The organism is Variovorax sp. PEI5, from assembly GCF_056679935.1.
This window is the reverse complement of sequence record NZ_JBWXPH010000002.1, coordinates 303,669-327,513: the sequence shown is the minus strand read 5'-3', so window position 1 is coordinate 327,513 and position 23,845 is coordinate 303,669. Positions and strand designations below refer to the sequence as shown.

Sequence of the window (23,845 nt, the reverse complement as noted above, 5' to 3'; positions counted from 1 at the left end):
CTGCGCACAAAGGCGCTTTGCGCCATGTGCGTACGGCAGCCGCCGCTCGCCACTTGAGGATCTATGCGGTACCCCTGTCGTCATCCTGATTGCCGACTTTCAGCAGTCAGTTTATGGGGCCAAATACATCGCCGCCGTCGAGGTTTGCAAGTGCCGGCACGGTCGCCTGACCTATCAATGTCGCGGATGCATGCTTTCAGCTTTGGTACAAACGAGTAGCGCGGCGGCCTAAAACTTCTGCCATCAGTCTGAAGCTGCCTTTAAGTCGACTTGTCTGCGTCTTCGTGGGGCGGCCTGAAGCAGCGGGGCTTACCGCCGTCGACAAGGTCCACAAGGGCAAGGGCCGCACTGTCAACGCGCGCTTCTCGGTGATGTGCGCGCACTACCTGTACGACCCTGACTTCTGCAACGTCGCGGCGGGCTGGGAGAAGGGGCGCGTGGAGAAGAACGTGCAGTACAGCCGTCGGCGCATCTGGATCGAGGCGGCCCGACATCGCTTCAGTTCCTTTGTCGAACTCAATGCCTGGCTGAGTGAGCGCTGCCGCGCCCTGTGGAACGAGATCCGCCATCCCGAACACAGCCAATTCAACGTGGGCACGCGCTGGTTGGGGTCTCCTCGTTTTCAGTGCAATAAGTGACGGTACGCAAAGCTAGCACTGGCGCGGGGGTGGTCTGGGTAGACCGTTGATTTCATTGACTTTCCTGTTCGCTTTGTAAACGGGTATGGTGGCCTCCCACTTTTGAGGTTCACGATGCAGGGTTGGCACACAACGTTTTTGGGGATGCGTGGGCTCCCCCGCGATATCAGCGACTTCGAGATGAAGGCATTTTTCACCTTCGATGGTGCCGAGCGCGACGCAATCAATGCACGCCGAGGTGATTCCCACAAGCTTGGTCTGGCGCTCCATATTGGTTTCCTGCGCATGAGTGGGCGTTTGCTCGGTGCCTTTCGGGTAATTCCAGTACTCGTGCGGGCGCGTCAATGGCTGTACAAGAACAAGCTGGTGATCGTGCACGAGCGGGCAATTCGGACACTGATTGCGGCGGCACTTGCCCAGCTTGAAGTTGAAACAGGCACCGCCATCGCCGCCAGCGTTGATCCAGCAACACTTGATCGCTGGCGAGCCTCAGTTTCAGAGCTGCGCCCAGATGGACAAACCCAGCAGAGTTGGCTATGGGCTGCACCGGCGAAACACTCAACCCGCCAAATCAGCGAGGTACTGGAGCGCATCGACCTGCTTTACACGCTGGACGTTCATAAGCACCTGGCAGACATCCCCGATCTCATCTTGCGCCGCTACGCGCGCCGACTTGTCTCCAGGCCGCCCTCAGCCGGAGCCAAGATCAAAGAGCCAGCGCGCACCGTGGAGGTCGCATGCTTTCTTCGGTATTGCCTGTTCACCACCACAGACCAGTTGATCCTTATGGTGCAGCGCCGGATCGCCGATCTGTGGCGTCAGGCTGCCGCCGATGTCCCCGCTACCGTCAATTGGGCCGCAATGTACAAAACGCTGCTCGGCGAACTTGTTGCCTTGAGCGCGCAAGGTGCGGTGCCAGATGCTGAGTTGCGTGCCCGTCTTGAAGCCTTGATCACCGAAACCCAGAAACGCAAACCACCGAGCAGGGCCTCCCTGGTCCGCGAGGGATTGATTGATGGAATTCGCCCCGTGCGGTCGTTGCTCGTCGCCATTGCAAAGCTGCCCTGGCAGGCCACCGGCGAGCATCCTGCCATCGAGTACCTTGCCAAGCTGCAAGCTTTATATCTCAAAGGATCCAGAAAGCTGCCAGTTGAAGTGGTGGCACCAAGTCTGGGAATGATCTGGCAGGTTTCGATCTCCAGCCCAGACCGGGAACGGGCGTTTCAGGCGTTGGAGGTGGCCACCCTGTTTGCCCTGCGCCGCGCGGTGCGCAATGGCTCGGTCTGGATTGAGCACAGCCTGAGCTTTCGGGGTCGTGCGCGCTTGTTCTTCACGGACGAGCGTTGGCAGGCAGAGTCCAAGAAACACTATGCCCGTCTATCGTTACCCAGCAAGGCTGCCACTTTCTTGAAGCCTTTGCTGGCCAGAGTAACTGCCGGTGTCGATGCGGTGGCCGCTGCAGCCCGCAGTGGCGTACTGCGCGTGGATGATGAACTCCATTTGTCGCCATTGCCCGCAGAGGACGAAGACCCAGAAGTGACCAAGCTGCGCGCGGCTTTGGATCACCGCATCGGTGAGGTTCAATTGCCGGAAGTGATTCTGGCCGTTGACGCCCAGGTGCGCTTTAGCTGGATCATGCTCGGACGTGAGCCGCGCTCTACCGACGAGCTGCTGATGGTCTATGCCGGCATCATGGCCCACGGCACCAGTCTGACTGCGGTCGAATGCGCGCGCATGATTCCGCAATTGTTTGCCACCAGCATTCGCCAGGCCATGCGCTGGGCGCGGGACGAACGGCGTCTGAGCCAGGCCTGCCAGGCTGTGCTGGAATTCATGCAGCGACACCCGATTGCCGCCACCTGGGGGCGGTCCGATTTGGCATCTTCTGACATGATGAGCATGGAGACCACCAAACGGGTGTGGCAAGCCCGGCTTGATCCTCGGCGCAACACACCTTCCATTGGAATCTACTCCCATGTAAAAGACCGGTGGGGCATCTTCCATGCGCAGCCCTTTGTGCTCAATGAGCGCCAGGCGGGCGTGGCCATTGAAGGTGTCATCCGCCAAGAAAAGCTGGAGACCAGCCAGCTTGCTGTGGATACCCATGGCTACACCGACTTTGCCATGTCACATGCCCGTTTGCTTGGTTTTGATCTTTGCCCGCGGTTGAAGGAACTCAAACAGCGCCACCTCTTTGTGCCACGCGGCACCAAAGTGCCCGCAGAAATCGCTGCGGTGTGCGAAGCCAATGTCGACGTCGCTTTGATCGAAAAGCATTGGGATAGTCTGGTGCACCTGGCAGCCTCGGTCATGAGCGGACATGCCAGTGCGGTGGCAGCTCTTGCGCGGTTCGGTTCTGCCGCCCAGGGCGATCCAATCTATGAGGCTGGCGTGCAATTGGGGCGGTTGCTGCGTACGGCGTTTTTGGCTGACTACTTTGTCAAGGACGCTTTCAGGAACGAGTTGCGCCGGGTGCTCAATCGGGGCGAGGCTGTTAACGCCCTCAAGCGCGCCATTTATACCGGCCGGATCAGCCCGGCGCAGGCCAAACGTGTCGATGAAATGCAGGCTGTGGCCGATGCGTTGAGCCTGATGGCCAACATCGTGATGGCGTGGAATACCTCACAGATGCAGGCGGTCCTGGATCGCTGGTCGAACCGCCGCCAGGTCATTCCACCGGAACTGATCGGGAAGATTGCGCCCACCAGGCTGGAGAGCATCAACTTGCGGGGTGTGTTTCGCTTCCCGGTTGACCGCTATGCTGACCAAATCCTGCCTTCGCGGCCAAATGCATCGATAACTGGCACCAATGGATGAAACCGACCACGGTTTGACGCCACGAATCGCAGATTTGAAAGTGAACAGGAAAGTCAATGAAATCAACGATCTACCAACACCACCTCCGCGCCAGTGCTAGCTTTTCGTACCGTCACTTATTGCACTGAAAACGAGGAGACCCCTTGTACAGCCATTGACGCGCCCGCACGAGTAGCTGATCGCGGTCGGCGCAGCGCGCCACTTCGTCGCGCAGTTCACGTACCAGTGAGCGGCGCTGGTGCTCGCTCATCCACTGGAATCCAAGGACCGTGCAGGCTACTTGTTGGTGATCGAATAGCGTGCGCCCGCGTTCATACATGGCTCTCAGCGAGGCGACTTCTGGTGCTGCAATGCCAAGCTCGTTGCCAAGGTGGCGCCACAAGGCTACTGGAATTACCCGAAAGGCACCGAGCAAACGCCCACTCATGCGCAGGAAACCAATATGGAGCGCCAGACCAAGCTTGTGGGAATCACCTCGGCGTGCATTGATTGCGTCGCGCTCGGCACCATCGAAGGTGAAAAATGCCTTCATCTCGAAGTCGCTGATATCGCGGGGGAGCCCACGCATCCCCAAAAACGTTGTGTGCCAACCCTGCATCGTGAACCTCAAAAGTGGGAGGCCACCATACCCGTTTACAAAGCGAACAGGAAAGTCAATGAAATCAACGGTCTACCCAGACCACCCCCGCGCCAGTGCTAGCTTTGCGTACCGTCACTTATTGCACTGAAAACGAGGAGACCCCGACACTGACCTTGAGCTGGTCGGCGACCAGTTTCAGCAAGGGCGGAAACGGCGGCTCATCGACGCCAAGGAGGATGCCGGGAAAGCGCAGGTAGCAGAGCTGAACTGCAAAGCCCAAGCGGTTCGCAGGCCCGCGCCGTTGCCGGATGATGGAGAGGTCGGTATCGCTGAACGTGTAGTATCGGATCAAGTCGTCCTTGGTATCCGGCAACGCCAACAGGCTTTCCCGCTCGGCGGCGGACAGAATGGAACGACGTGGCATATTTACTGATCCGCTCTCAAGTATTGATACAGGGTCTCCCGGCTGACACCAAACTCGCGGGCCAGCTTCGCTTTTTGTTCGCCGGCGGCGGCCCGCTGCCGCAGATCGGCTACCTGTTCGGGCGACAGCGCTTTCTTGCGGCCCCGGTAGGCTCCGCGTTGCTTGGCGAGCGCGATGCCTTCCCTCTGCCGCTCGCGGATCAAGGCCCGCTCGAATTCAGCGAACGCCCCCATGACCGACAGCATCAGGTTCGCCATCGGCGAATCCTCGCCGGTGAAGGTCAGGCTCTCCTTGACGAACTCGATGCGCACGCCGCGCTTGGTGAGCTTTTGCACGAGGCGGCGCAAGTCATCGAGGTTGCGCGCCAAGCGATCCATGCTGTGAACCACCACGGTGTCGCCTTCGCGCACGAAGGCCAGCAGCGAATCAAGCTCGGGCCGCTGGGTGTCCTTGCCCGACGCCTTGTCGGTGAACACCTTGCCGACTTCGACGTGTTCAAGTTGCCGTTCCGGGTTCTGGTCGAAGCTGCTGACCCGGACGTAGCCGATGCGTTGACCCTGCAAGATGCCTCCCTGGACGAAAATGTCAGGAAGAAATCTATGACCTTTTTCAGCTAGTGTCAATAAATAACACAACCGACTCTATTCTGACGTTGTGAGGCAGTCTACCCTGACATCCGGTTAGGGTATACTTCAATCGGACAGGCTCAACCGAAAAGCTCGCTGTGCGAGCCAAGCCGTGCCAGTCGGAGAGTGTCGGCATCCGACTTGCGGTAGATCAGCAGCAGGTCGGGCTTGACGTGGCATTCCCGATAACCTGCCCAGTCGCCGCTCAGGTCGTGATCGCGGAATTTTGCGTCAAGCGGCTGATCGGTCGCCAGGGCCACGAGAACGGGCTTCAAATCGCTATCGAGCGTAGCCCGATGCTGGCCCTTGGCCTCGCGCTTGTAGTCGCGTTTGAAGGCTGAGGCGCGATCAATCGTCCGCATGCAAGTCTGCCATCAGGTCATCAACGCTGGCGAAACGCTTGCCTTTCCCAGCCTCAAGTTCGGCAATGGCCTTGCGCGTGGTGGCGTTAGGGGCTTTCACATCGAAGGGCATCCGGCGCTCATCAGCAATGCGCAGCATCAGCAAGCGGATGGCGTCAGAGATGGACAACCCCATTGCTTCGAGCGCATCAGCGGCACGCTCCTTGGTGCTGGTGTCGATGCGAGCGCGGACATAGGTATCGGCGGTGCTCATGGTCATTTCCCTTGAAGGTTTCAGAGGCTCTATTGTAGTCGCAATGTGACTACAGCTTAAGGGCAATGCCGGTTTGCTTACCGTGCTTTGTTGTCCGTTTTCTGAGACGACCCCATCTACGGCCTGGGCGCGGGCATCTTCTTCATCGGCTACTTCGTCTTCGAGGTGCCGAGCAACCTGCTGATGCATCGCTTCGGCGCGCGGCGCTGGATCGCCCGCATCATGATCAGCTGGGGCCTGATCTCCGGCTGCATGATGTTCGTGACGACGCCGACGATGTTCTATGTCATGCGCTTCCTGCTGGGCGTGGCCGAGGCCGGTTTCTTCCCCGGCATCATCCTGTACCTCACCTACTGGTATCCGCCCGAGCGGCGCTCCAAGGTGACCTCGCTGTTCATGACCGGCATCCCGATGGCCGGCGTCATCGGCGGACCGCTGTCGGGCTGGATCCTCAAGGGCTTCGACGGCATGGCCGGCATGGCGGGCTGGAAGTGGCTGTTCCTGCTGGAGGCGGTGCCCTCGCTGATCCTGGGCGTCGTCATCCTGAAGTTCCTCGACGACCGCATCGGCGATGCCCGCTGGCTGAGCGCGGAGGACAAGCGCATGCTCCAGCGCAACGTCGATGCCGGCCAGGCGAAGGCGGAGAGCCATTCGGCGCTGGGCGCCTTCCGCAATCCGAAGGTGTGGATCCTGAGCGCGGCGTATTTCGGCTTCATCATGGGGCTCTATGGCATCGGCTTCTGGCTGCCGTCGCTGGTCAAGGCCTCCGGCATCTCCGATCCGGCGACGATCGGCTGGCTGGTGGCGCTTCCCTACGCCGCCGCCGTGGCCTGCATGATCTGGACCAGCCGCCATTCCGACCGCACGGGTGAGCGGCGCTGGCACATCGCCATCCCGGCGGTCGCCGGCGCGGTCGGCCTGGTGGCCAGCACGCTGGTGCCGCAGACGCCGCTGTGGGCCATCGTCACCCTGACCATCGCCACCATGGGCATCCTCACCGGGCTGGCGCAGTTCTGGTGCCTGCCGCCGGCCTTCCTGGGCGGCGCGGCCGCGGCGGCCGGCATCGCGCTGATCAACTCGGTGGGCAATCTCGCCGGCTTCGTCAGCCCGTTCATCGTCGGCTGGATCAAGGACACCACGGGCAGCACCAACAACGGACTGTTCGTCATCGCCGCCAGCCTGCTGGTCGGCGGCGCGATCGTGCTGTCGCTGTCGCGGCGCGCGCTGGACCGCTGAGCCGGCGCGGCGCGGGGCGGGGCGGGTCGACCGGAGGCGGCGGGCCCGGGAACGCGGTTTGCCGGTCCCGTGGGCGGGCCCCTCGTGCCCGTTCCCTTCCCTCGTTTCCATCCCCTTCCCCAGGAGTCATGACCATGCCCCGCAAGACACTCAAGGATGTCTTCATCCATCTGCTCTCCGATACCTACAGCGCCGAGAAGCAGCTGGTGCGCGCGCTGCCCAAGATGGCGCGCGCGGCCACCCATCCCGCGCTGGCCGAGGTCTTCACGAGCCATCTGGAGGAGACCCGCGGCCAGGTCGAGCGCATCGATCGCGTCGTCGAGTCGTGCCAGATCAAGCTCAAGCGCATGAAGTGCGTGGCCATGGAGGGCCTCGTCGAAGAGGCGCAGGAGGTGATCGACGAGATCGAGCCCGGTCCGGTGCTGGACGTGGCGTTGATCGCCGCGGCGCAGAAGGTCGAGCATTACGAGATCGCCAGCTACGGCACGCTGGCCGAGCTGGCCAAGCAGCTCGGGTTCCTGGATGCCAAGGGCATCCTCGGCAACACGCTGCAGGAGGAGCTCACCGCCGACCAGCGCCTGACCCGGCTGGCCGAGGGCGGCGTCAACGAGCAGGCCGGAGCGACGAGCGAGCAGCCGGCCGCCGCCTGAGCCCGGTGCCGGGTCGCGTCAGGCCGGGCCGGACCGGGTCACTCCGTCTCGAAACCGCCGGCCTGCAGCGCCCAGAGCCGCGCATAGACGCCACCCCGGGCGCGCAACGCGTCGGGCGTGCCGTCCTCCACGATCCGGCCGGCGACCATGACCAGGATGCGGTCGAAGCCGGCGACGGTCGACAGCCGGTGCGCCACGGCGACCACCGTGCGCCCGTGCATCGCGCGTTCGAGCGCGCGCTGGATCCGGCCTTCCGATTCGCTGTCGAGCGCCGAGGTGGCCTCGTCGAGCAGCAGCACGCGCGCGTCCTTGAGCATGGCGCGCGCGATGCCGATGCGCTGGCGCTGGCCGCCCGACAGGCGCATGCCGCGCTCGCCCACCAGCGTGTCGTAGCCCGCCGGCAGGGGCCGGATGAACTCGTCGCAGTGCGCCGCCCTGGCGGCCGCCAGCACCTGGGCGTCGCTGGCATCGGGGCGGCCATAGCGCAGGTTGTCCATGACGCTGCGATGCAGCAGGCTGACGTCCTGCGGCACCACCGCGATGGCCTGGCGCAGGCTGTCCTGGCGCAGCCCGGCGACGTCCTGGCCGTCGAGCACGACGCGACCGGCATCCGGATCGGCCATGCGGGCGATCAGACGCACCAGCGTCGACTTGCCGGCGCCCGACGGACCGACCACGCCGACGCGCTGGCCGGCCGGGATCGCCAGATCGAGATGCTCGAAGATCGGCGCGCCGCCGCCGGGATAGGAGAAGGCGACATCCTCCAGCGCGATGCGACCCGCGCCGGCCTCGTGCGGCGGGCGCAGCGCCACGGCGTCACGGCCGTCGGCCACGTCGTGCGCGACCGCGACCACGCCCAGCATGTCGGCGATCACGCCCAGCTGCTGCGACGCGTCGACCAGCGACAGCGCGAGATCGCGCGAGCCGTGGAGGATGCGGAAGGTCAGGGCGCTGATGACCACCACGTCGCCCGGCAGACGGACGCCGGAGCGCCAGCCCTCGACCGCCCAGACCAGCATGCCGCCGGCCATCAGCCACAGGCACAGGTCGTGCAGCGCGCGGGCCTTCTCCAGGTAGAGCCAGCCCCGGCGCTGCGCGTCCGCCTCCAGTCCGAAGGCCAGGCGCAGCCGCTCGTATTCACGCTGGCGCGCCGAGAAGGCCTGGACGGTCCAGATGTTCGACACGACATCCACCAGCGCGCCGCCGACCCGCGCCGCCTCGCGCGCGAAATGCTGCTGCAGCGGCCGCGCGCGATGGCCGAACAGGCTCATCATCGCGGCGACCACGGCGACGAAGCCGATCAGCGCCAGGGCCATCCGGCCGTCGATGGTGAGCAGCACGATCACCGCGCCCACGAAGTCGACGCACGGCGGCAGGATCTTCCAGATCAGGGTGCTGTAGACCGCGCCGGTGGCGCCGGCCGTCGCCGTCACCCGGCTGCCGAGCGAGCCGGCCATGTGCTGCGAGAAGTAGTCGATCGAGTGGCCCGACAGGTGGGCGAACAGGTCCAGCCGGACGTCGACGCCGGTCGCCACCACGGCGCGGCAGCCGAGCCACCCGCTCAGCCGCCAGCAGATGCTTTCCGCCGCGATGAGGCCGACGAACAGCGCGAGCCAGTGCCAGATGGCATCGCTGGCGCGGTCGTCCAGCGTCATGGTGTCGACGATCAGCTTCATGCCGTACTGCACGCCGACCGAACAGGCGGCGGCGGTGACGATCAGCAGCAGCAAGACGCCGAAGAGCCAGGGCCGACGCCGCGCATAGCGCCACAGGAAGCGCCCCGGGCGGATCGGCAACGGGACGACGGCGGAATCAGGCAACTGCGGAAGCCGGTCGGGCGGGCGGCAGCGGCGATGCCTGCTGCACGCTTCCACGCGCCGCGTGGCGCCGGCGGCGTGCACGGACCTCGTCGATCAGCTCGATCATGCGGGCGGCCGTCTTGTCCCAGGACGTGCCAGCCACCACGGACGTGCGCGCGTCGGCGTCCGCGCGCCGTTCCCCGGGCGTGCGCGCCAGGGCGCGTTCGCAGGCCGCCACGAACTCCGCCGGCGTGGCGGCGATGGCCACCACGCCGGCGTAGGGCTCCACCACGTCGCGGATCGGCGTGCTCACCACCGGCTTGTCGGCCGCCAGGTATTCGAGCGTCTTGGTCGGGCTGATGAAGCGCGTGGCTTCGTTCAGCGCGAAGGGCATCATGCAGACGTCCCAGCCGGCGACCAGCGCCGGCAGCTCGGCATAGTCGCGCTGCCCGAGCCAGTGGAGATTCGCGGATCGCGGCAGGCTGGCCGGGTCGATCTTCACCACCGGACCGACCATCACGATGTCCCAGTCCGGACGCGCGCGTGCCAGGGCATCGATCAGTTCGAGGTCCATGCGCTCGTCGATGACGCCGTAGTAGCCGATGCGCGGCGCATCCGCGCGCCCGGTCGCCGGCGCGCGCGCCGCCGCGCCGGCGACCGGCGCGAAGTGGGCCGCATCCACGCTGCTGGGCAGGCAATGCACCGCCGCGTGGCGGTCGCGCTTGGATTCGTACAGGCTCTGGCCGCCGGCGAACACCAGGTCGGCCTGCCGGAACAGCGCGTTCTCGCGCTGCAGCAGCTGGCGCGGCGCATGACGGAAGGCCGCCAGTTCGTCCATGCAGTCGTACACCACGCCGCCAGCGGGCAGGCCGGTGGCCAGCGGCATCGCCATCGGGGTGTAGAACCAGAGCCAGTAGTCGTTGATCGCGTGGGTCTCGAGGTGGTGGGCGAGCAGCATCCGCAAGGTCGGGATGTGGTCGTCATGGAAGCCGGACGCGCCACCGTGCAGATGCGGCCGCAGCACCTCGACGCCCGCGCAAGGGTACAGACATTCCAGCGTGTCCGCTGCGGCGCCCTGCATCGGCTCCTCCAGGAAGACCACCGGGAAGCGCCGCGCCAGCCGCGACAGCAGCTGCTGGGGACGCTGGTAGACGAAATTCCAGCGCAGATGGGAAAAGACGATGAGTGTGGTCATGACGAGGCTCCGGCGGAGCAGGGAATGAGGGGGAGAAGGACGGCGTCGAGCGATGCGCATGGGTGACGGGCGGGCCCGGGCCGCTCGCGCGATGGGCGCGCGGGTGCCGGCGGCGCGGCGGTCGGTCGGCGGACCGGTAAGGCGGACGGCAAGGTCGGCGGCAATAAATTCCACTTGCGGCCGGCGGCGGCGAAACGCATCCGGAGCGGGGCGTGCCAGGAGGGAGGGCGGGCGGACGGAAGGGCGATCGGATGTTCACACGGGCTGCGGGGATGGCAAGAACGATGCGTCATGGCGGCGCCATGACGCTCCATCCTTCATGGCAATCCACGTGCCACGCTGCCGCCATGTCCCATGGCCATGGTCACGGGCGCCCTGGTCGCTAGCGCGGCCGGCGGATCGCTCAGCCGCCCGGAACCGGCTCGTGGATCGACCGCTGGGCGAGCGCTTCGAACTCGCTGTTGTCGTGCGCGCACATCACGGTGACGCGGCCGGCCTGCGCATGGGCCAGCTCACGCAGGCGACGCTGGTTGCGCAGTCGCGCGCCGCGATCCTTTTCCATCAGGGTCTGGTAGAGGCGCAGGCCGGGCGTGCACCGTGGCGCGGTCCAGTCCATCTCGAGATGATGGAAATAGGCGTCACCCGCCATCAGCAACCAGTTGTCGTCGGTGCGGATCGCGACACCCGCGTGTCCGTTCGTATGGCCCGGCAACGGCACCATGAGGATTTCCGGCGGCAGACCCGCGAGATCACGCACGCAGTCGAAACCGTGCCAGGGTTCGCCTCGCAGCGGGGTGTGGACACGCCAGCGCGGGCGTGACGACCATTGGGCCGGCCGGTAGCGCTGACGATCCAGCCAGCCACGCTGGGCCATGGCGTCGTCGCGCTCACGGGCCATCAGATGCACGACTGCCCGCGGGAAGTCGTCGAGCCCGCCGGCGTGGTCGAAGTCCAGATGCGTCAGGACGATGTGCCGGACATCCGAGGCTTCGAAGCCCAGACGCTCGATCTGCCGCAATGCCGTCATGTCCTCGTGGAAATCGGGACTCATGAGCCGCAGGAAGAATCCACTCAGGCGTGACGCCGGATGCCGGACGTCCTGCAGCCCATAGCCGGTATCGATCAGGCACAGGCCCGTGTCGGTCTCGACCAGCAGGCAATGGCAACACAGCGAGCCTCGCTGGAACACGGAGGGAGAACGGCCGTCCATGAGACGGCCGCCGAGTGGACAGGCGCAGATGCAGTTGAGGTGATGGATTCGCATGGTGGACGACAGGGTGGGAAGACCGATCCCATGGGCGTGGCACGTGACGTGCCCACCTGCCGCCCCGCATCGATTAAACTTAACATAAGCTTTATTGTATTGATGATATCGGTCGGGGGATGACGGCCTTGATCAGTGCCCTTTGAGACACGGACTGCTCCGGTCCAGACTGACGACGAATCGTTTCGACCTTTCGATACACATCTTGAAATAACTAATTTAAGCTAACGCTAATTCATTATCTTTGGTTCATATTCATTGCCTCACAACGCTCAGCTACTCAATCCAGCTCTCATCTGCTACTTTAGTCGCCGTGAACCCTAAAGCTAAAGTAACGCGAGCCGTTAGCCTAAAACAAAATCAGGCATCGTGACGGTCACTCCTTCGCTTTGCGCTAAATTGACGGCATGTCCGATCCAGTGCTCCATACGCCAGACGGCCGCTACATCGTGGTGCGCGACCGCCTGTGGCGCGCCACCAATCCCGGCCTGTCCGTCGATGAGAAAACCCGGCACGTCGCGGCATTGATGCGGGCCCGCCGGGCTGTCGGTGACGCGCGGCGCCGGGACGATCCGATCGCCCTGCGTCTGGCGCGCGATCAGGTCGACGAAGCCAAGCACCAGTTGGGTGAACGAGGTCCGGTCTGGTGGGACGATGGCGCGCCCGACCTCAATCGGCACATGGTCCACACCACGCCCTACGCCACCTGGCACGCGTCGATCACGGCCGACGACGAGTCATGAGTTCCCGGTTCCGTAACCCAGCGATCCAAAATTTTTCTCGTTTCCACCGATTGACTCATTGCCGGATGGGCTATCTGTGCACAGGTGCCTAGGTCGCTGAATACTTAAGAAGAAAAATTAATGCTTTCAAGATCACTGTAGACCATGAGCACTAATTTTTCATTGGCATTGGCGGTCAAGGAACTGGAAGCAGGCGAATTCCACTGGATCCTTCTTGAAGAGGAATCCTCGTCGGACGATCTGCTGAGCTACGTGCCGCAGCAGTTCAGCGAGCCTCATCGGGACGCCGCCGCCGCCTGGTCGGCCGGCTATCTGGCGATCCGCGCGCGCATGCGCAAGACACGCAAATAGCCTGCCGCTCTCCGCAAGGCCGGCCCTGGCGCGCGGCAGCCCTGCCCGAAGATCGAAAGGCGTCCTACAGCGGGCCGTGATGCTTCCGTTGGACAGTGTCGAACAACCCGTCCGGCTGGTTCCGGACGATCGCGAAGCATGTCGATGCGCTCGAGGCGGTCCGGTCCACCGGCTGCCTCCCACCCCGCAGCGATGACCGCTTTTCCTTTTTCGACAGACCAACGGAAGACTCATGGATCTCGACGCCAGACCTCTCACATCGGCCGCCCTGGCCAGACAATGGTTCGCGCCCAAGGTGGTGGTGATCACCGGTGCCTCCAGCGGCATCGGCCGCGCGACCGCCCTCGCCTTCGCCGAGCGCGGGCATCACGTCGTGCTGGCGGCGCGCGACGAGGACACCCTGCAGCCGATCGCCGAGGCCTGCGAGGCCATCGGGGGCCGGGCGCTGGTGGTGCCTACCGATGTCACCGACGCGGCCGCGGTCCGCGCGCTGGCCAACCATGCGATCGCGCATTTCGGACATGTCGATGTCTGGTTCAACAATGTCGGCGTCGGCGCGGTGGGCCTGTTCGACGAGACGCCGATCGAGGCGCATCGCCGCGTCATCGAGTCCAACCTGCTCGGCCACATGCACGGCGCGCATGCGATCCTGCCGCACTTCCGCAGCCAGGGCAGTGGCACGCTGATCAACATGATCTCGCTCGGCGGCTGGGTGCCCTCCCCCTATGCCACCGCGTACTCGGCCAGCAAGTTCGGCCTGCGCGGCTTCAGCGAGGCCCTGCGGGCCGAACTGTCGGCGACGCCGGGCATCCAGGTCTGCGAGATCTACCCGACCTTCGTCGACACCCCCGGCATCACGCATGGCGCCAACTACACGGGACGCCGGCTGAAGCCGCCACCGCCGCTGATCGATCCGCGACGCATCGCCTCGGTGGCGGTGTCGCTGGCCTATCGGCCGCAGGACAAGGTGTATGTCGGCGCGCCCTCATGGCCCGGCATCGTGGCGCAGATGATCGCGCCATCCTGGGTCGGCAAGACCATGATGTGGATTACCGGGCGCGCGCTGGAGCGGGCGACGCCCATCGAGGGTGGTGATGGCAACCTCTACGAGCCCTCGCACGGCACCGCCATCGATGGCGGATTCCGCGCCGCGCGCAGCCTGAGTTCGGTCCAGGCCTCGAAGGTGGCGATGGCCGTCGGCGCGGTGGCGCTGCTGGTCTGGGCGACGCGCTCGCCCCGGCGACGCTGAGCCGGCCGTCGGCATCGCCGCTCAGTTGGCGAAGACGACGTTCTCGCGGATCAGCATCGAACCATCCTCCAGCGTCTGCACGAAGCCCCGGTCCTCCAGCGACTTCATGACGCGGCTGACCATCTCGCGGGAGGCGCCGACCATCTTGCCCAGGTCCTGGCGCGAGATGCGGTCGCGGATCACCAGCGTGCCCTGCCCGTCGTCGACGGCGAAGTCGATCAGCAGCCGGGCGATGCGGCCATGCACGTCCATTAATGCCAGCGATTCGATCTTCCGATCGGCCGCGCGCAGGCGTTGCACCAGCACCCGCATGATGTTGTGCGTCATCGACGAGGCATCGGGCAGGCAGTGCCAGAATGCCTCGCGATCGAGTCGCAGCACGTCGCAGTCGGTCTCGGTGCGCACGGTGGCGGAATGCGGCTCGTCGTCGATCAGGCTCATCTCGCCGACGTAGTCGCCCTGCTGGAGCAGCGAGAAGATGACCTCGCGTCCCTTGCCATCGGTGCTCAGGACCTGGGCGCGCCCGGTCAGGATGATGTAGAGCGCATCGGACGACTTGCCCTGTTCCACGATCAGTTCGCGCTTGCGATAGCGCTTCTTGACGATGGCCTCGGCCACCACCTGAGCCTGCGTCGGCGTGAGCGACGCGAACAGGGGCACGCGCAGGAGCAGATCCAGATTGGAGAGGATGGTCATCGCCACGGTCGGCGTGCGGGAGCGGAACGCCCGTGCGCCGGAGTCATGAAAGGGTCCGTTTGTATCAGGCGCCGGCGGGCTTGGGAACGCGGGGCGCGCAAATGATCTCCCGCTGGCGCCGACGGGCCCCGGTTGCGCGTTAATCTGATCGCATGTTCACTCCCTCCCTTTTCGAAGAGACGCCGGTCGAGGAGACCTACCGCACGGCGTTCGAGTCCTGGCTGCGCGACAAGCGCGCGACCGGCGCGCTGCAGCAGCCGGCCTCGGTCCAGGTGTATCGCGACATGTGGGATGCCTTCATGGCGTGGTGCCTCGCCCGCGTTCCGCCCCTGCCGATGTCCGCGCTGACGCTGGAACACCTGCAGGCCTTCCAGGCGGCGCGCTTCGGCCGCCGCAACACCGATCTCTCGCTGTCGCCGCGCCATGCGCTGCGGCTGGTGCGCCTGGTCGATCGCGTCCTGACCCACCACGCGCGCCGCACCGGCACATCCCCCAACACGGCGGCGGCGGACTGGATCGCCTCGCGGCCGGAGGTGCGCTTCGCCGATGCGGCCCAGGGCGATCCGCTGCCGGAATTCCTCACCGTCGCCGAGGCGCGCTACCTGATCGCCTTCGTCTCCAGCGCCCGGCCGCGCCCCGGCCTCTCGCCCTCGCGGCGCGACAGCCACGTCGCCTTCACCTGGCAGGAACTGCGCGACCGCACGGCAGTGGCCCTGCAGCTCGGTGGTGGACTGACGCCGGGCGACATCCGCGCGCTCACGCTCGCTTCCCCGATCGTGTCGAACGATGACGCCCGGCCGCGCCCGCGCCGCATCGCGGTGCCCGGCAACGGCAGCTCGACCGCGCGCGAGACGCCCCTGGCCCCCTGGGCCGCCGAACTGCTCCAGTACTGGCTGCAGGTGCGGGTCGCGGCGCGGATCCAGGGCGATGTCCTGTTCCCCGCCACGCGCTCGGGGCGCCCCTGGCCCAAGGAGGCGCAGTACCGCTGCGCGATGGGCGTGCTGGAGGACGCCGGACTCGACCGCAGCGAAGGCGGCTCGTTCCAGCTGCGCCACACCTTCGCCCTACGGCAGCTGCGCCGCGGCGTCGATCCGGTGACGGTCGCGCGCTGGCTCGGCGTCGATCCGGCGTCGATGGATCGCTACCGGCGCGTCCTGACCTCGCCCGTCGACGTCGTCTGAGGCCCACGCCGGCGCATCCGTCGTCCGGACGTGGTCCGGACGTGACAAGGCCCCAGTGGAGCGACGCGGAACGATTCCGCCGTCGCCCCCCGGGGCCTTGGACCGTGGCGTCAGGCCGCCGCCGGCCGTGGTCCGGTCAGTGGCCCGATGCCCCGGAGGCGCCGATACCGGTCTCCGATCGCACCTGCTGCGGCAGGAAGCCATCGCGGTCCTGGGCGGCGCGCGGGCTCCGGTCCAGGATCGAGAACAGCCAGATGCCGACGAAGCCGATGGTCATCGAGAACAGCGCCGGCGACGCGTAGGGGAACAGCGCCGAGCCCTTCGGATAGCCGAATGTCGCCTCCCACACCGCTGGCGAGACGATCGTCAGCACCACCGAGGAGATCAGGCCGAGGAAGCCGCCGATCACCGCGCCGCGCGTCGTGCAGTCCTTCCACAGCACCGACATCAGCAGCACCGGGAAGTTGGCCGAGGCGGCGATCGCGAAGGCCAGGCTCACCATGAAGGCGATGTTCTGCTTCTCGAAGACGATGCCCAGCACCACCGCGATGACGCCCAGCGCCACCGTCGTGATGCGCGAGACCTTCAGCTCCGACTTGCTGTCGACCTGGCCCTTCTTGATGACCGTGGCGTAGATGTCGTGCGACACCGCCGAGGCGCCCGAGAGCGTCAGCCCGGCCACCACCGCCAGGATGGTGGCGAAGGCGACGGCCGAGATGAAGCCCAGGAACACGTTGCCACCGACCGCCTTGGCCAGGTGCACCGCCGCCATGTTGCCGCCACCGAGCAAGCCGCCCTTGGCATCGAGGAACTCCGGATTGGTCAGCACGAAGGTGATGGCGCCGAAGCCGATGATGAAGGTCAGGATGTAGAAGTAGCCGATCCAGGTGGTCGCCCACAGCACCGACTTGCGCGCTTCCTTCGCGTTGGGCACGGTGAAGAAGCGCATCAGGATGTGCGGCAGTCCGGCGGTGCCGAACATCAGCGCCATGCCGAAGCTGATGGCCGAGATCGGATCCTTGATGAAGCCGCCGGGGCCCATGATGGAGAAGCCCTCGGCCGCCGCCACTTCCGGCGTCTTGCCGGCCGCGCGGGCCAGCCCGGTCTTCACCTCGACCGCCTTGGCGAACATCGCCTCCGGGCTGAAGCCGAAATGCAGCAGCACCATGAAGGCCATGAAGCTGGCGCCGGCGAGCAGCAGGCAGGCCTTGATGATCTGCACCCAGGTGGTGGCCGTCATGCCGCCGAACAGCACGTAGACCATCATCAGCGCGCCGACGATGACCACCGCGATCCAGTACTCCAGCCCGAACAGCAGCTTGATCAGCTGGCCCGCGCCGACCATCTGAGCGATCAGGTAGAACGCCACCACCACCAGCGTGCCGGAGGCGGCGAAGACGCGCACCGGCTTCTGCTCGAAGCGGAAGGCCGCCACGTCGGCGAAGGTGAACTTGCCCAGGTTGCGCAGCCGCTCGGCAAGCAGGAAGGTGACCACCGGCCAGCCGACCAGGAAGCCGATGGAGTAGATCAGGCCGTCGAAGCCGCCGACCATCACGGCCGCCGAGATGCCCAGGAAGGACGCGGCGGACATGAAGTCGCCGGCGATCGCCAGCCCGTTCTGGAACCCGGTGATGCCACCACCGGCGGTATAGAAGTCCGCCGCGCTCTTGGTCTTGGCGGCGGCCCACTTGGTGATGAACAGGGTCCCCACCACGAAGGCGGCGAACATCGCGATCGCCGTCCAGTTGGTGGGTTGCTTCTGCAGCTGGCCGAGATCGGCGCCAGCCGCGTGGACGACGGGCGCGACCGCGGCGGCGAGCGCCAGCAGCGCCGCCGGAAGGACGGCGCGATGGGAAGATGCTCTCACTGCTTGACTCCCCGGGCGATCTGTTCGGTCAGCGAGTCGTACTCGCTGTTGGCCCGGCGCACGTAGATGCCGGTGATGAGGACGGTGAAGACGATGACGGCCAGCCCGATCGGCATGCCGAGGGTGGTGACGCCGGCGCCCAGCCGCCGGAACAACAGTTCCTTGTCGAAGGCCACCAGCACGATGAAGCCGTAGTACACGACCATCATGGACAGGGTGAGCCACCAGCCGAAGCGGGTGCGCTTGCGCTTGAGCTCGATGTAGCGCGGATCGCTGGAGATGCGTTTGAAGAGGACGTCTTCCATGGGGTCAGTTCCTTTCGGCCAGTTGTTCGAGGATGGCCGGGTTTTCCAGCGTGGAGGTGTCCTGGGTGATGGCCTCGTCCTTGGCCACCGAGCGCAGCAGGCGGCGCATGATCTTGCCGCTGCGGGTCTTGGGCAGGTTGTCGCCGAAGCGGATGTCCTTGGGCTTGGCGATCGGTCCGATCTCCTTGCCGACCCAGGCGCGCAGCTGGGCGGCGATCTGCTTGGCCTCCTCGCCGGTCGGGCGCGCGCGCTTGAGCACCACGAAGGCGCAGATCGCCTCGCCGGTGGTGTCGTCCGGGCGCCCCACCACGGCCGCCTCGGCCACCAGGTCGGTCATCGACACCAGCGCCGACTCGATCTCCATCGTGCCCATGCGGTGGCCCGAGACGTTGAGCACGTCGTCGATGCGCCCGGTGATGGTGAAGTAGCCGGTCTGCGCGTCGCGGATGGCGCCATCGCCCGCCAGGTAGTAGCCCTTGAGCTCGGCCGGGAAGTAGCTCGACTTGAAGCGCTCGGGGTCGCCCCAGATGGTGCGGATCATGCTCGGCCACGGCTTCTTCACCACCAGGATGCCGCCCTGGCCATGGGGCACGTCGTTGCCCATCTCGTCCACGATGGCCGTGGTGATGCCGGGGAACGGCAAGGTGCACGAGCCCGGCACCATCGGCGTGGCGCCCGGCAGCGGCGTGATCATGTGGCCGCCGGTCTCGGTCTGCCAGAAGGTGTCGACGATCGGGCAGCGACCGCCGCCCACGTGCTTGTGATACCACTCCCAGGCCGCCGGGTTGATCGGCTCGCCGACCGAGCCGAGGATGCGCAGGCTGGAGAGGTCATAGCGGTCGGGATGCACCGCCGCGTTGCCCTCGGCCGCCTTGATCAGCGAGCGGATGGCCGTCGGCGCGGTGTAGAACACCGTCACCTTGTGGTCCTGGATCATCTTCCAGAAGCGCCCGGCGTCCGGGTACGTCGGCACGCCCTCGAAGACCACCTGCGTGGCGCCCAGGGCGAGCGGACCGTAGGCGATGTAGGTGTGGCCGGTGACCCAGCCGATGTCGGCGGTGCACCAGAAGACATCGTCGTCGTGCAGGTCGAAGGTCCACTTGGTGGTGAGCGCCGCATGCAGCAGGTAGCCCCCGCTCGAGTGCTGCACGCCCTTGGGCTTGCCGGTCGAGCCGGAGGTGTAGAGCAGGAACAGGGGGTGCTCGGCGCCGACCCACTCCGGCTCGCAGGTCACGGGCTGGGTCGCGGTCTCCTCGTGCATCCAGCGATCACGCCCGGGGTGCCAGGCGATGTCGCCGCCGGTACGGCGATAGACGATCACGTCCTTGACCGAGTCGCAGCCGCCCAGCGCGATCGCCTCGTCGACGATGGCCTTGAGCGGCAGCTGCTTGCCGCCGCGCAGCTGCTCGTCGGCGGTGATGACCATCACGGCGCCGGCGCCTTCGATGCGGTCGCGCAGGCTCTGCGCGGAGAAGCCGCCGAAGACCACCGAATGCGTCGCGCCGATGCGCGCGCAGGCCTGCATCGCGACGATGCCTTCCACGCTCATCGACATGTAGATCACCACGCGGTCGCCCTTCTTCACGCCGCGCGCGCGCAGGGCGTTGGCCAGGCGGCAGGTGCGCTCGAGCAGTTCCGAGTACGTCACCAGCGTGACCTGGCCATCGTCGGCCTCGAAGCGGATGGCGGTCTTGCCGCCCAGCCCGCGCTCGACCTGGCGGTCCAGGCAGTTGTGGGAGACGTTGAGGGTGCCGTCCTCGAACCACTTGAAGAATGGCGCGGCGCTGTCGTCGAGCGTGCGGGTGAAGGGCGTGCGCCAGGCGACGAACTCGCGTGCCAGACGACCCCAATAGGCGCCGTGGTCGGCCTCGGCCTCGGCCACCAGCGCCTCGTAGGCCGGGAAGCCCGACACATAGGCATTGCGTTGGATGGATTCGACGACCGGAAAGGTGGTCAAGGGCGTATCGGACAAGGACATCTCCTATGTTGCTATTTTGTGATTGCGGAGAAGTCTAGGTGTCAGCCTCCTGGACTGGCAAGGCGTGTTAGTACCCATTCGGACGCCAGTTTGCGAATTGTCAAGATCGAGGAAATCAATTGGCTGCGCCCAAAAGAAAAACTCCCGGACACAGCGCGGGCGCTGGCCGGGAGTGGGGAGCGAGGCGATGGCGTGACGCCATCGCGTGCAAAGCGGGACGGATCGGTGCGCGTCAGGCGGTCCGGACGTCGGGCAGCTTGCCGTCGGCGATGGCCTTCTGGCGCAGGCGCTCGTACTCGGCGACGGGCACCGGCACGGCGTTCTTGTCGCCCAGGTCCTGCATGTGGACGCGATAGGTCTCGCGCGCCGTGAAGGCGCCGATGGCCGCCACCACCGTCACGGCCAGCGTGATGGAGCCGATCATGAACGGGATGTTCATGGCGCCCGGAGGCGCCACGGCGACGAACAGCGCCGGCAGCAGCGCGGTCACGGCGGTGCCCAGGTTCTGCGAGATCGCCATGCCCGAGACGCGGGTGCGGGTCGGGAACATCTCCGGATAGAAGCTCGGGAAGACCGCGTTGTAGCCCTGGTAGACCACGCCCCACATCAGGAGCGAGAAGACGATCGCCATCGGCACGTTGTGGATGCTGATCGCGTAGAGGTAGGCGAAGGACAGCAGACCCGAGCCGACGGCGCCCGCCATGATCGGGATGCGGCGGCCGATCCGGTCGGACAGGCTGCCCACGAAGGGGATCACCAGCACGGCCACGATGTTGCCCATCACCGGGATCCAGAGATAGACGTCCTTCTCGAAGTTGATGCCATAGCCCGGCTGCACCGCGTAGGCGGCGCCGAAGATCGTGGTCACCACCGGGATCACGTTCATCAGCGAGCAGGCCATCACACGCAGCATGTCGCCCCAGCTCTCGGTCACGGCCTGCACCAGCGGCGCCTTGGGCACCTTGCCGGAGGCATCGACCTCGGTGAACGCCGGGGTCTCGCTGACCTCGCGGCGGATGATGTAGCCGGCCACGATGACGATGAAGCTCAGCAGGAACGGGATGCGCCAGCCCCAGGAGTTGAACTGCTCGGCCGGCATGTAGTGGGCCAGCGGCAGGAACACCGCCGCCGCCATGATCTGGCCGGCCTGCACGCCCTGCAGCGTGAAGCTGGAGAAGTAGCCGCGCCGGCCGAAGGGCGCGTGCTCCAGGATCATCGAGCTGGCGCCCGAGATCTCGCCGGCCACCGCGAAGCCCTGCACCAGGCGCAGCAGCACCAGGAGGAACGGCGCCAGCAGGCCGACCTGGTCGTAGGTCGGCAGCAGGCCCACGGCCACGGTCGAGAAGCCCATCAGGAACATGCAGATCACCAGCACCTGCTTGCGGCCGTGGGTGTCGCCCCAGTGGCCGAGCACGGCGGCGCCGATCGGGCGGGCGATGTAGCCCACGCCATAGGTCGCCAGCGAGGCGATGATGGCCGTCTTGGGGTCCCCCTTGGGAAAGAAGATCTGCGGAAAGATCAGCGCCGCCGCGGTGGCGTAGATGAAGAAGTCGTAGTACTCGAGCGCCGAACCAATCCAGCCACTGGCGGTGGCTTTCTTGGTCTGGTGCTTGCCGTGAGGCTCGTGCTCTGTCGCGGAAGTCGCCATGGTTGTCTCCGATAGGTGTGAGGCGGAAGCGGGGGAAGGAATCAGTTCTGCTGGGCCTGGGAGGCCATCCGGGCCGGCGCGTTGGTGCTGCCATAGCCATCGTAGGCGCCCACGCGCTGGACGATCTCGAAGAAGACGCCCTCGCCTTCCAGGCTCTCGGCGTAGATGTGCAGGTAGTCGCCGCTCGCGGAGCGGTCGAACACCACGCCGGCCGCGCGCATGCGCGCCACCAGCGATGCGCTCAGGTCGAGCCGCGTGGGCAGGTCGTCGTAGTAGTTCTCGGAGATCGGCACGAAGCGCACGCCATGGGAGCGCAGCCGGGTCACGCTCTCGAAGATGTCGTCGCAACTCAATGCGACGTGATGCACCGCGCCGCCGCCGGTGACGCCGATCACGCGGGCGGTGCGCGTGCGCTGGCTCAGCGAGACATTGAGCACCAGGCGCACGCTGCGCTCGGCATTGGCCACGCCACGGCTGCGGATGAGGCCGAAGGGATCGGCCAGCTCCAGGCTGTCGGCCGGCTCCAGGCCCAGCACGGCGCGCGAGAACAGCACCCAGGTGTCGAGCTGGTCGACCGCCAGGCCCAGGGCCACGTGGTCGATGGCGCGCAGGCCGGCATCGGCCGCCTCCAGCTGCCCGATGGCGGCCTCGTCGAGGATGAAGTCGGCTTCGTAGAGGCCGCGCGCGCCGAGCGCGGACGGCACGAAATGCAGCAGGTTGCCACCCGGCGCGACGATCGCCGGCATCGCCACCTCGTCCGGTCCGGTCGGACTGTCGTGGCGCTGCGAGCGCATCGCCACGGCGCGCTCGACGGCCGTGCGCGGGTCGGGGGTGCGCAGTCCGAGCGCGCAGACCGAGGTGCCATGGGCCTCGAAGCGCTCGCTGGCGAACGAGTCCGGCTGCGCGTTGATCAGCAGATGGATGTCGCCCTGGCGATAGAGCGACACCGCCTTCGAGCGATGCCGGCCGATGCGGCGGAAGCCGAACTGCTCGAAGGTCGCGCCCAGCGCCGCGCCGGCGGCGGCATCGGCCGCGAACTCGACGAAGGTGATGCCGTCGAGCGCCGGCAGCGCCGGCGGGGCGGCCAGCTCGACCGCCACCGATGCCGGCGCCGGACGGGCCGCCAGGCGTTCGCGCGCCTCGCTCTCCAGGTAGAGCAGCGAGCGCATCGCATCGACCGCGATGCGGCGGTTGGGCGTCTCGCGGAAGACGTCGTTGAAGATCTCCAGCGACAGCGGCCCGGTGTAGCCGGCGCGCAGGGTCTGGACGAAGAAGTCGACGACATCGAAGTCGCCCTGCCCCGGGAACGAGCGGTGGTGGCGCGCCCACTGCAGCACGCTCATCTCCATGAGCGGCGCGTCGGCCATCTGCAGGAAGAAGATCCTGTCGCCCGGGATGCGGGCGATGCCGGCCGGATCGTCCTTGAGCGACAGGGTGTGGAAGCTGTCGAGGATCAGGCCCAGGGCCGGATGGTCGGCGCGCCGCACGATGTCCCAGGCCTGGCCATAGAGCGAGGTCTTGCGGCCCCAGGCCAGCGCCTCGAAGCCGACGCGCAGCCCGCGCCGCGCGGCGCGCTCGGCCAGCTCGCGCAGCTGCGCGGCCGCCAGCTCCGGATCGTCGATGGTCAGCGGCGAGGTGTTCGAGCAGCACAGCACCAGGGGCGCGCCCATCGCCTGCATCAGGTCGAACTTGCGCTCGGCGCGCTCCAGGCTGCGGCGGAACTGCGCCTCGGGCATGCCCTCGAAGTCGCGGAACGGCTGGTAGAGGTCGATCGACAGGCCGAGGTCCGAGGCGATGGCGCCGAGCTCGGCCGCGGTGCCGCGGAAGTTGATGAAATCGGCTTCGAACAGCTCGATGCCATCGAAGCCGGCGGCCGCGATGGCCTCCAGCTTCTGGCGCAGGGTGCCGCTGAGCGAGACGGTGGCGACGCTGCGATGCATCTCAGCGTTGCGTCGCGCCGTGGCGGGCGCGAAGACCTTGCGT

19 protein-coding genes and 3 pseudogenes are annotated in these 23,845 nt (G+C 66.2%); 8 read left to right on the top strand and 14 right to left on the bottom strand.

Features of this window, described 5'->3' with window-relative positions:
• Window positions 1-311 precede the first annotated feature (311 nt).
• Window positions 312-593, top strand: a pseudogene (locus tag AC1MLT_RS17975) (IS21 family transposase); the annotation flags it as partial.
• Between the two features lie 159 nt (window positions 594-752).
• Window positions 753-3,455, top strand: a complete 2,703-nt coding sequence (locus AC1MLT_RS17970) for a Tn3 family transposase (RefSeq protein ID WP_274923531.1) — start codon at window positions 753-755, stop codon at window positions 3,453-3,455.
• A 142-nt stretch (window positions 3,456-3,597) separates the two neighbouring features.
• On the opposite strand, the pseudogene AC1MLT_RS17965 reads toward AC1MLT_RS17970, so the two are convergent.
• The 5 genes and pseudogenes from AC1MLT_RS17965 to AC1MLT_RS17945 all read right to left on the bottom strand — a co-directional run.
• Window positions 3,598-4,053, bottom strand: a pseudogene (locus AC1MLT_RS17965) (DUF4158 domain-containing protein); the annotation flags it as partial.
• Between the two features lie 145 nt (window positions 4,054-4,198).
• Window positions 4,199-4,459, bottom strand: a pseudogene (locus AC1MLT_RS17960) (DUF4158 domain-containing protein); the annotation flags it as partial.
• A 2-nt stretch (window positions 4,460-4,461) separates the two neighbouring features.
• Window positions 4,462-5,022 carry a recombinase family protein gene (locus tag AC1MLT_RS17955; protein ID WP_011239984.1) on the bottom strand — a complete coding sequence of 187 codons (561 nt, stop codon included), beginning with the start codon at window positions 5,020-5,022 and terminating at the stop codon, window positions 4,462-4,464.
• A gap of 143 nt (window positions 5,023-5,165) precedes the next feature.
• Window positions 5,166-5,447, bottom strand: a complete 282-nt coding sequence (locus tag AC1MLT_RS17950; protein WP_013521176.1) for a type II toxin-antitoxin system YafQ family toxin — start codon at window positions 5,445-5,447, stop codon at window positions 5,166-5,168.
• Window positions 5,434-5,700, bottom strand: a complete 267-nt coding sequence (locus AC1MLT_RS17945) for a type II toxin-antitoxin system RelB/DinJ family antitoxin (protein ID WP_013521177.1) — start codon at window positions 5,698-5,700, stop codon at window positions 5,434-5,436. The genes AC1MLT_RS17950 and AC1MLT_RS17945 overlap by 14 nt, the downstream gene beginning before the upstream one ends.
• A 114-nt stretch (window positions 5,701-5,814) precedes the next feature.
• Here AC1MLT_RS17945 and AC1MLT_RS17940 point away from each other — a divergent pair, with 114 nt between their 5' ends.
• Together AC1MLT_RS17940 and AC1MLT_RS17935 are read left to right on the top strand one after the other, a co-directional pair.
• Window positions 5,815-6,936, top strand: coding sequence for an MFS transporter (locus AC1MLT_RS17940; RefSeq protein ID WP_481035844.1), 1,122 nt, complete (start codon window positions 5,815-5,817; stop codon window positions 6,934-6,936).
• Window positions 6,937-7,070: 134 nt separating this feature from the next.
• Window positions 7,071-7,586: a YciE/YciF ferroxidase family protein gene (locus AC1MLT_RS17935; protein WP_481035449.1), complete on the top strand. Its 516-nt coding sequence runs from the start codon at window positions 7,071-7,073 to the stop codon at window positions 7,584-7,586.
• 38 nt (window positions 7,587-7,624) lie between these two features.
• Here the strand turns inward: AC1MLT_RS17935 and AC1MLT_RS17930 are convergent, their stop codons facing one another.
• From AC1MLT_RS17930 to AC1MLT_RS17920, 3 genes are all read right to left on the bottom strand, one after another.
• Window positions 7,625-9,406 carry an ABC transporter ATP-binding protein gene (locus tag AC1MLT_RS17930; protein WP_481035448.1) on the bottom strand — a complete coding sequence of 594 codons (1,782 nt, stop codon included), beginning with the start codon at window positions 9,404-9,406 and terminating at the stop codon, window positions 7,625-7,627.
• Window positions 9,399-10,580 carry a glycosyltransferase gene (locus AC1MLT_RS17925; protein WP_481035447.1) on the bottom strand — a complete coding sequence of 394 codons (1,182 nt, stop codon included), beginning with the start codon at window positions 10,578-10,580 and terminating at the stop codon, window positions 9,399-9,401. Before AC1MLT_RS17925 ends, AC1MLT_RS17930 begins: the two co-directional genes overlap by 8 nt.
• 403 nt (window positions 10,581-10,983) lie before the next feature.
• Window positions 10,984-11,844 (bottom strand): MBL fold metallo-hydrolase, encoded by an 861-nt coding sequence (locus AC1MLT_RS17920; RefSeq protein WP_481035445.1) that lies wholly within the window; start codon window positions 11,842-11,844, stop codon window positions 10,984-10,986.
• Window positions 11,845-12,251: 407 nt separating this feature from the next.
• Here AC1MLT_RS17920 and AC1MLT_RS17915 point away from each other — a divergent pair, with 407 nt between their 5' ends.
• The 3 genes from AC1MLT_RS17915 to AC1MLT_RS17905 all read left to right on the top strand — a co-directional run bounded on the left by AC1MLT_RS17915 (window position 12,252) and on the right by AC1MLT_RS17905 (window position 14,187).
• Window positions 12,252-12,587 carry a hypothetical protein gene (locus AC1MLT_RS17915; RefSeq protein WP_481035444.1) on the top strand — a complete coding sequence of 112 codons (336 nt, stop codon included), beginning with the start codon at window positions 12,252-12,254 and terminating at the stop codon, window positions 12,585-12,587.
• Between the two features lie 144 nt (window positions 12,588-12,731).
• Window positions 12,732-12,938 (top strand): hypothetical protein, encoded by a 207-nt coding sequence (locus AC1MLT_RS17910; protein WP_481035443.1) that lies wholly within the window; start codon window positions 12,732-12,734, stop codon window positions 12,936-12,938.
• A gap of 232 nt (window positions 12,939-13,170) precedes the next feature.
• Window positions 13,171-14,187, top strand: coding sequence for an SDR family oxidoreductase (locus tag AC1MLT_RS17905; protein ID WP_481035442.1), 1,017 nt, complete (start codon window positions 13,171-13,173; stop codon window positions 14,185-14,187).
• Window positions 14,188-14,208: 21 nt separating this feature from the next.
• Here AC1MLT_RS17905 and AC1MLT_RS17900 read toward each other — a convergent pair whose 3' ends face one another.
• Entirely contained in the window at window positions 14,209-14,883 is a 675-nt protein-coding gene (locus tag AC1MLT_RS17900) for a Crp/Fnr family transcriptional regulator (RefSeq protein ID WP_481035441.1), read from the bottom strand.
• 152 nt (window positions 14,884-15,035) lie between these two features.
• Here AC1MLT_RS17900 and AC1MLT_RS17895 point away from each other — a divergent pair, with 152 nt between their 5' ends.
• A complete protein-coding gene (locus tag AC1MLT_RS17895; protein ID WP_481035440.1) occupies window positions 15,036-16,064 on the top strand; it encodes a tyrosine-type recombinase/integrase in 1,029 nt (342 codons plus the stop codon).
• Between the two features lie 136 nt (window positions 16,065-16,200).
• Here AC1MLT_RS17895 and AC1MLT_RS17890 read toward each other — a convergent pair whose 3' ends face one another.
• From AC1MLT_RS17890 to AC1MLT_RS17870, 5 genes are all read right to left on the bottom strand, one after another.
• Window positions 16,201-17,931, bottom strand: a complete 1,731-nt coding sequence (locus AC1MLT_RS17890; protein ID WP_481035438.1) for a cation acetate symporter — start codon at window positions 17,929-17,931, stop codon at window positions 16,201-16,203.
• Window positions 17,928-18,236, bottom strand: coding sequence for a DUF485 domain-containing protein (locus AC1MLT_RS17885; protein WP_481035436.1), 309 nt, complete (start codon window positions 18,234-18,236; stop codon window positions 17,928-17,930). The genes AC1MLT_RS17890 and AC1MLT_RS17885 overlap by 4 nt, the downstream gene beginning before the upstream one ends.
• A gap of 4 nt (window positions 18,237-18,240) precedes the next feature.
• Entirely contained in the window at window positions 18,241-20,214 is a 1,974-nt protein-coding gene (acs, locus tag AC1MLT_RS17880) for an acetate--CoA ligase (protein ID WP_481035434.1), read from the bottom strand.
• Window positions 20,215-20,446: 232 nt separating this feature from the next.
• Window positions 20,447-21,862 carry an MFS transporter gene (locus tag AC1MLT_RS17875; protein WP_481035433.1) on the bottom strand — a complete coding sequence of 472 codons (1,416 nt, stop codon included), beginning with the start codon at window positions 21,860-21,862 and terminating at the stop codon, window positions 20,447-20,449.
• Window positions 21,863-21,903: 41 nt separating this feature from the next.
• Window positions 21,904-23,802: a bifunctional sugar phosphate isomerase/epimerase/4-hydroxyphenylpyruvate dioxygenase family protein gene (locus AC1MLT_RS17870; RefSeq protein WP_481035432.1), complete on the bottom strand. Its 1,899-nt coding sequence runs from the start codon at window positions 23,800-23,802 to the stop codon at window positions 21,904-21,906.
• Between the last annotated feature and the right edge of the window lie 43 nt (window positions 23,803-23,845).